General features: G+C 72.2%; 8 protein-coding genes. 4 read left to right on the plus strand and 4 right to left on the minus strand.

Annotation, left to right across the window (positions count from 1 at the left end; all coding sequences use genetic code 11):
- A partial coding sequence (locus tag AC1DQF_RS20680) for a hypothetical protein (protein WP_477527111.1) occupies positions 1 to 940 on the minus strand: 940 nt, incomplete at its 3' end.
- Positions 940 to 1,374, minus strand: coding sequence for a hypothetical protein (locus tag AC1DQF_RS20685; RefSeq protein WP_477527112.1), 435 nt, complete (start codon positions 1,372 to 1,374; stop codon positions 940 to 942). The genes AC1DQF_RS20680 and AC1DQF_RS20685, both read right to left, overlap by 1 nt.
- Positions 1,375 to 1,543: 169 nt before the next feature.
- Between AC1DQF_RS20685 and AC1DQF_RS20690 the strand changes: the two genes are divergently transcribed.
- Entirely contained in the window at positions 1,544 to 2,605 is a 1,062-nt protein-coding gene (locus AC1DQF_RS20690; protein ID WP_477527113.1) for a hypothetical protein, read from the plus strand.
- A 14-nt stretch (positions 2,606 to 2,619) separates the two neighbouring features.
- Here AC1DQF_RS20690 and AC1DQF_RS20695 read toward each other — a convergent pair whose 3' ends face one another.
- The gene (locus AC1DQF_RS20695; RefSeq protein ID WP_477527114.1) at positions 2,620 to 3,861 is read right to left on the minus strand and encodes a hypothetical protein; all 1,242 of its coding nucleotides are present in this window, start codon (positions 3,859 to 3,861) and stop codon (positions 2,620 to 2,622) included.
- Positions 3,858 to 4,385: a SigE family RNA polymerase sigma factor gene (locus AC1DQF_RS20700; RefSeq protein WP_477527115.1), complete on the minus strand. Its 528-nt coding sequence runs from the start codon at positions 4,383 to 4,385 to the stop codon at positions 3,858 to 3,860. The genes AC1DQF_RS20695 and AC1DQF_RS20700 overlap by 4 nt, the downstream gene beginning before the upstream one ends.
- 200 nt (positions 4,386 to 4,585) lie before the next feature.
- Between AC1DQF_RS20700 and AC1DQF_RS20705 the strand changes: the two genes are divergently transcribed.
- From AC1DQF_RS20705 to AC1DQF_RS20715, 3 genes are all read left to right on the plus strand, one after another.
- Positions 4,586 to 5,671, plus strand: a complete 1,086-nt coding sequence (locus AC1DQF_RS20705; RefSeq protein WP_477527116.1) for an S-(hydroxymethyl)mycothiol dehydrogenase — start codon at positions 4,586 to 4,588, stop codon at positions 5,669 to 5,671.
- Positions 5,671 to 6,282, plus strand: coding sequence for an MBL fold metallo-hydrolase (locus tag AC1DQF_RS20710; protein ID WP_477527117.1), 612 nt, complete (start codon positions 5,671 to 5,673; stop codon positions 6,280 to 6,282). The genes AC1DQF_RS20705 and AC1DQF_RS20710 overlap by 1 nt, the downstream gene beginning before the upstream one ends.
- A gap of 86 nt (positions 6,283 to 6,368) precedes the next feature.
- Positions 6,369 to 7,618: glycoside hydrolase family 3 protein (locus AC1DQF_RS20715; protein ID WP_477527118.1), on the plus strand; the 1,250-nt coding region annotated here is incomplete at its 3' end.

Genomic DNA, 7,618 nt, shown 5'->3' on the forward strand with positions numbered 1-7,618 from the left:
CGGCCATCCCGGTCCCGCCGAGACCGCCGCCGCCACCCGCCGAGGCGCCGGGGCCGCTCGGGGTGTAGCCCGAGGAGCCGGGTGAGTAGTCGAAGCCGCCGTCGGTGCCACCGGTCACGTTGGTGCCCGGGTGGTAGGCCGGGACGTGGGGAGGGTTGTACGTCGGCTGCTCGGGCGTCGGCGTCGGCGTCGGCGTCGGGGTGGGAGTGGGAGTCGGCGTAGGAGTGGGGGTCGGCGTGGGCGTCGGCGTCGGGGTGGGAGTCGGCGTAGGAGTGGGAGTCGGGGTCGGCGTGGGCGTCGGCGTCGGCGTCGGGTTGGGCGTCCCCGGTGTCCCGGGAGGAGTCACGGGACCCGAGGGCGGGGTGCTGTTGCCGGGCGTCGTGGGTTCGTCGACCGGGTCGGGCTCGCCGTGGATCTCCTTCATGACCTCGGCCTGGGCCTCGTACTCCTTGTCCATCGCCTCGAGGGCCTTGCGCGCGTTGTCCTCGTACATCTGCTCGTTGTTCAGGTACGTGGTCATCTGCGAGTTGTACTGACCCATCGCCGTCTCCTGCTTCGGCGTGGGCTGCTGGCCCGGCAGGGGACCCTCCGGCTTGGTCGGCGGCTGGTTCATCGGGCCCGACAGCTGCAGGCCGTTGCGCGCCGAGATGGCGTCGTAGGCCGCGGTCTGGGCGGCACCGAGGGCTCCCGAGCCCTTGCGCATGTCGGCGGCGGCCAGCTCGAGCTTCTCGCTGATCTCGTTGAACTTGGCGACCATGGCGGCACCGGCCTGGCCATCGATCTCGCTGTCGATGGTCACGCCGTGCTTGCGCAGGCTCTCCGCGAGCTCCTCGACGGAGTCCGCCCGGGTGCTCCAGTTGGTGGAGACCCCGGAGATGGACTCGTCGTCCGCGGTGGCGAGGACCGCCTGGAGGCGGTCGCGGTAGTAGCGGCTGACCATCAGTCGTCACGTCCTGTGGTGTCGGCGGGGCCCTGGGCCGGCGGGGTGTGGCGGTCGCCGTCCATCTGGTCGACCGCGAGCTCGGTGCGGTGCAGCAGCGCCATGGCGGCCGCCTCGGAGTCCGCGTCCTTGCCGGTGATCTCCTTGTCGAAGTCCTGCATGGCCTGCATCGTCGCCGCGATGCCGGACACCGCCTCGATGAGCGAGTTCTGCAGCTTCAGGTGGGCCTTGGTGGTGTGCGTACCGAGGTACTGACCGCTCCAGGCCGACCCGAACCAGGCGTCCTTGACCGGACGCAGCTGGTTGGGCGCCAGGTCGTCGGGGGACGTCTCCAGGATCGCGACGATCCCGTTGATGACGTCCGGTGGGACCTTGACGGAGTTCAGCGTGCTGCGTACGCCGCTGATGCCGCCGACGTCGGCTAGCAGGACCATGGTGTGCCTCCCCTTGGCTCCATGTGGTGATGGACAGATGTGAGTGTGGGCGGCTCGCGCCGCGTCACGCTCGTTCCCCGCAGAGGCGGACCCCAAACCCGGGTGTCCGCACATTCGCGACATAGTGTGCCCGGCAACGACGACCTCGTCCCCTCGGAAGGCGAAATCCGTGACACCACGCATGGGTCCAGCGGCAGCAGCAGTGGTTCTCGGCCTCGCCCTGACCGGCTGTGGCGGCGACACCGAGGAGGCACCCGCGGTGCCCGGCCCCGACCCGACGTCCGCGGAGTCGTCGTCGAGCCCCGAGGAGTCAGCAACACAGAGCGGGTCCACCGATGCGGTGGCCGCGGCCGCGGGCCCGTTGCTCAGGATCGAGGGAGTGCGGCTGCAGGCGCCCGTCGTCTGGTCGATGGTCCCGGACCGTTTCGCCGTCCGGCAGGCCGCCTACCCCCCGTTCACGAGGTCGTACGTCTCGGTCTACCGGTTCCCCAACCTGGGTCAGTTCACCCTGGAGGAGCTGGGGGACGCGTCGCTCGAGGACAAGGACTGGGCGCCGCGGGCCCGGCGTCTCGAGGACGTCGTCATCGACGACCAGCCGGTCTACCACCTCGCCGGCGCGCGGAAGGACGGCTCCTACCGCGAGGACTTCGGGACGATCCTGGACGACACCGAGCTCAAGGTGTCCTTCCAGTTCGCCGAGGACGAACCGCCCGCCTACCGCGAGGACGTGATCGCCAGCGTGCTGGAGACGGTCGACTTCGGCGAGACGTCCGTCGAGGCGCCGGAGCCCGGCTCCGTCCCCCCTGCCCCCGCGCGCGGACCGGTCATCAAGATCCCGGCGGCCCAGCTGCGCATGCCGGTGTACTGGGACCCCACGCCCTACCCCCTGCCCACCCTGAACGGCGCCTTCCCGCGCGGGGTGTCCGGCACCTCGATCAGCCTGGTCACGACACCTGGCAGCGACGTCGCCGACCTGGAGGAGCTGGGTGCCGCCGCGGTCCGGGACAGGGGATGGAGGTCGCCCGCGAAGCGCCTGGACGACGTCGTCATCGACGAGCAGCCCGCGGTCCACGTGGCCGGGGAGGTCAAGCCCGGCACGTACGTCGAGAGGTTCGCCCTGCTCGTCGACGGCGAGCGCCTCGACGTCACCTTCACCTTCGCCAACGACGAGAAGCCGGCCTACCGCGACGAGATCGTGGCCAGCGTCCTCCCGACGATCCGTATCGGCTGAGCCCCAGCGCCCCGTCAGCCGACGAGGTGCGTGGGGAACCGGTACTCGGTGCTCATCTGCGAGGGGGCCGGACCGACGACCCGCTCGACACGCCCGTCGATGGTCGCGCGGACGACGTACTGCTCGTTGCCCTGGGTGACCGTGGCGAGCAACGTCGTGGCGTCCTCCCAGACGACGTCGTTGACGGCGGCCGCGGACTCGGGGTCGTTGCCGGCGACGAAGTCGACCACCGGCTCGCCCGTGGCGGCGTCCAGGATGCCGACGCTGGGCGACCCGATMCCGTCGTAGTACGGCGCCAGCCCGACGACGTACGCGCCGTCCGGGCTGAAGGCACCCAGCGCGTGGTCGCACGTCTCCCACTCGAGCTCCGGGTCGGCGGCGAGCGGGTCGAGCACGCCGGAGCAGGAGCCGTCGCCGGTGTACTCCGTCTGCCCGGCGACCAGTCCGGTCGCCGACGAGGTGCTCACGACGCGGTTGAAGCCGCCGAAGTCGGTCATGGTGCCGTCGGCGGCGACCACCCGATAGGAGTACTGCCCCGTGTCCGGGTCGCTCGCCTCGACGACGACGGAGTCGTCCGAGACGTAGCCGAGCGGCCGGTGGACCGCCTCCTGGCTGCTGCGGGTGGCCACCTCCGTGTAGGTGTAGTCCGCGACCCGGGGCAGCGCCGTGGTGAGCAGCGTCCACCGGCCCACTCCGTCGTACTGGGTGTACGCCACGTGTCCGCCGTCCTCGCGCACCGCGAGTCCGCTGGTGGGTCCGCCCGCCCCGTCGGTGACACCGAGGTCGCTGTCGAGCATCTCGACCGTGATGCCGGTCTCGGGCGTTCCGGCCGAGACGGCGACCCAGCCCCCGTCGCCGTCAGGGACGATCTGGAGGTAGGCCTCGGGGAGGTCGTAGGTCGCAGCAGGGGTGACGAGCTGCTTGGCGTCGACGACGACGTACGGGACCCGCGGAGCCGAGCCCTCCGGGGCCGTGCGCGGGTCGAGCGGCACCGGCTCGGTGATCGGGGTGATCGTGTCTGCCGGCTGCAGGTCCAGCCCCCGCCCGTCGCCGCCGGTGGGCAGCAGGGACAGGGGGACCACGACGGCGGCGATGATCCCGGCGACCGCGACGCCCGCGACCGCGGCACGGCGTCGGCGGATCGAGGTCGCGCGGCTCCGGACGTCGAGCAGGTCGAGCGGGGTGTCGTGGAGCGCGTCGGCGCGCCGGTGCAGGGTCTCGCCGAGCCGGCGGGCCAGGTCCTGGTCGTGGGTCATCGCTCCTCCTCCCGGAGATCGGTGTGGCGGGGGTCGAGGCTGCGGGGCGCGCGGGCACGCAGCCCGGCCAGCGCGCGGCTGGCCTGGGACTTCACGGTCCCGGGGGAGATGCCCATGACGTCGGCGATCTCGGCCTCGGACAGGTCCTCGTAGTAGCGCAGCACGAGCACCGTGCGCTGCTTGGGCGGCAGGGTCTGCAGGTAGGACCACAGGGCGGCGCCGAGCCCGTCGTCGTACTCGTCGAGGACCGGCTGCTCGGGCATGTCGTCGGTGCTGTGCTCGCGCCGCTTCCAGGCCCGTCGCCACAGCGAGTTGTGCTCGTTGACCATGATCCGCCGGACGTAGCCGTCCAGTGCGCCGCGGTCACGGACCTTGTCCCACGACAGGTACAGCTTGGCCAGCGCGGTCTGGAGCAGGTCCTCGGCGGCGGCCCGCTCCCCGGTGAGGAGGTAGGCCGTGCGCAGCAGGGCAGCCTGGCGGGCAGCCATGTAGGAGGAGAACTCCTCGTCCCTGCTCGTCCGCACCACATCTCCCGTGACGACACCCGGTGCACTGATCACCGACTCACCCCCATCCAATCGTCTTTGTGGCCGATCGTGTTGCACTCGGCTCGTGTGGAGGACGCCACCGGTGGGACGCGGGTTGCATCCGGTTTGGCAGGCTTGCAAGGCTCGTCCCACCAGCAGTGGTCCACACGGATCCGGGGTCCCACGAAGGAGTGCACATGCAGCAGGTCAAGGCCGTCGTCGCGATGGCCAAGGGAGCGCCCGTCGAGGTGGTCACCATCAACGTGCCCGACCCGGGTCCGGGCGAGGCACTGGTGACGGTGCAGGCCTGCGGTGTCTGCCACACCGACCTCCACTACCGCGAGGGCGGGATCAACGACGACTTCCCGTTCCTGCTCGGCCACGAGGCCGCTGGCGTCGTGGAGGCCGTGGGCGACGACGTCACCGACCTGGCGCCGGGCGACTTCGTGGTCCTCAACTGGCGGGCCGTGTGCGGCAGCTGCCGCGCCTGCGAGCGCGGTGAGCCGTGGTACTGCTTCGCCACCCACAACGCCACCCAGAAGATGACCCTCGAGGACGGCACCGAGCTGACCGCCGCCCTGGGCATCGGCTCCTTCGCCGAGAAGACCCTCGTCGCGGCCGGCCAGTGCACCAAGGTCGACCCCGAGGCCCGACCGGCCGCCGTCGGCCTGCTGGGCTGCGGCGTGATGGCCGGTCTCGGTGCCGCCATCAACACCGGCAACGTGACCCGAGGCAAGAGCGTCGCGGTCATCGGATGCGGCGGCGTCGGCATGGCCGCGATCGCCGGCTCCGCCCTGGCGGGCGCCTCGACGATCATCGCCGTCGACATCGACGACACCAAGCTCGGCTGGGCACGCGACATGGGCGCCACCCACACGGTCAACTCGAAGGAGTCCGAGCCGGTCGAGGCCATCCAGGCGCTCACCGGGGGCAACGGCGCCGACGTCGTCATCGACGCCGTCGGTCGTCCCGAGACGTGGAAGCAGGCGTTCTACGCCCGTGACCTGGCCGGCACGGTCGTGCTCGTCGGCGTACCGACCCCGGACATGACGATCCCCGACATCCCGCTGATCGACGTCTTCGGTCGCGGCGGTGCGCTCAAGTCCAGCTGGTACGGCGACTGCCTGCCGTCGCGGGACTTCCCGATGCTGGTGGACCTCTACCGGCAGGGCCGGCTCGACCTGGACGTGTTCGTCACCGAGGAGATCTCCATCGACGACGTCGAGGCGGCCTTCGACAAGATGCACGGCGGTGCGGTGCTGCGCTCGGTGGTGACGTTCTGATGGGCGGCCTGCGGGTGGATCACGCGGTCGTCTCCGGCACATTCTCCCTCGACGGTGAGGTGCACGAGGTCGACAACAACATCTGGGTCGTGGGCGACGACGAGGAGTGCGTGGTCATCGACGCGCCCCACGACGTGGACGCGATCCTGGAGGTGGTGGGGGGCCGACGGGTGAAGGCGATCCTGCTCACCCACGCCCACGACGACCACTGCCGGGTCGCGCCCGCGCTGCGCCAGCGGGTCGGCGCGCCGATCCTGCTGCACCCCGACGACCGGCCGCTGTGGGAGCTCACCCACACCGACGAGCTGTGGGACGCCGACCTCGCCGACGGCCTGTCGATCAAGGTGGCGGGTGCCTCGCTCAAGGTCCTGCACACGCCGGGGCACGCGCCCGGCGCGGTGTGCGTCTACGTGCACGACCTCGACTGCGTCTTCACCGGCGACACCCTGTTCCAGGGTGGGCCGGGCGCGACCGGACGCTCCTACAGCGACGCCGACGTCATCGTGGACTCGATCCGCGGTCAGCTGTTCCGGCTGCCCGACGAGACGGTCGTCCACACCGGCCACGGCGACGACACCACCATCGCCGCTGAGCGCGAGGCGCTCGGCTGATGGAGCGCGCGGCGCTCAGCTGAGGCAGCGCGCGGCGCTCGGCTGACGGATTGGGGGCGCGGCGTCCCGGCTGAGAGACTGACGAGATGCTGCGCCGCGCCGTACCCGTCCTGCTCGCGCTGGGGCTGACCGCCTCCGCGTGCAGCAGCGACCCCGCGGTCGAGCGGCCCTCCACCAGCGGCGAGAGCCCGAGCGCAGAGGCGACGACGCCGCCCACACCGGCCGAGCGGCTGGGCCTGGTCGAGGGCTGGGGGCCCACGCGGCCCGAGCTCGAGCGGGCGGCCCGGCTGGTCGGACGGATGTCCCTTGCGGACCTGGCCGGCCAGGTGATCGTGGCCGAGTGGAGCGGGACGACCGCCCCGGTCGCGATGGTGCGCCAGCTGCACCTCGGCGGGGTCATCGCCTTCGCCGACAACGTCGCGTCCACCGGTCAGATCCGGTCGGTCAACGCGACCCTGGACCGCGCCGTACGCCGGCCGTGGCCGCTGTTCGTGTCCGTGGACCAGGAGGGCGGCATCGTCGAGCGGGTCAAGGGCGACGCCACCCGCTTCCCGACCTTCATGTCCGCGGGCGCCGCGGGCGACCCCCGGGTGACCACGGCGGCCTACCGGGCGAGCGCCGCTGAGCTGCGGGGACTCGGCTTCGACGCGGTGTTCGCCCCGGACGCCGACGTGACGTCCGGTCCCGGAGACCCCACGATCGGGTCCCGCTCGGCGGGGTCCGACGTGGCAACCGTCAGCACCCAGGTCACCGCCGCTGTCGACGGCATCGAGCAGGCCGCGGTGGTGCCGGTGCTCAAGCACTTCCCCGGCCACGGCTCGGTGCCGCAGGACAGCCACCTCACGCTCCCGGTGCAGACCCGCACCCGCAAGCAGCTCGCGGCCGTCGACCTCGCCCCCTTCGCCGCCGCCGTCCAGGCGGGGGTCCCCGCCGTGATGGTCGGACACATCGACGTCCGCGCGATCGACCCCGGGGTCCCCTCGTCGATGTCGCGGGCGATGGTGACCGGGGTGCTGCGCGAGCAGCTCGGCTTCGAGGGGCTGGCGATCACCGACTCGCTCTCGATGGCCGGCGTCCAGCAGCAGTACGACGCCGCGCGCTCGGCCGTGCAGGGACTCCGGGCCGGCAACGACGTGCTGCTGATGCCGCCCTCGCCGGCCGCCGCCCGCGCGGGGATCGTTCGGGCCGTCCGCGGCGGTTCGCTGCCGCGCCGCCGGCTCGAGCAGGCCGCGGCCCGGATGGTCGCCCTGCTCCTGCACTCCGAGGGCACGCCCGCCCAGCGGCGGGGCCGACCGCCCGGCTCCGGTCGGGCCGCCTCGCGGGCGCTCAGCGCCGC

It is taken from the genome of Nocardioides sp. P4_G4 (assembly GCF_056401085.1).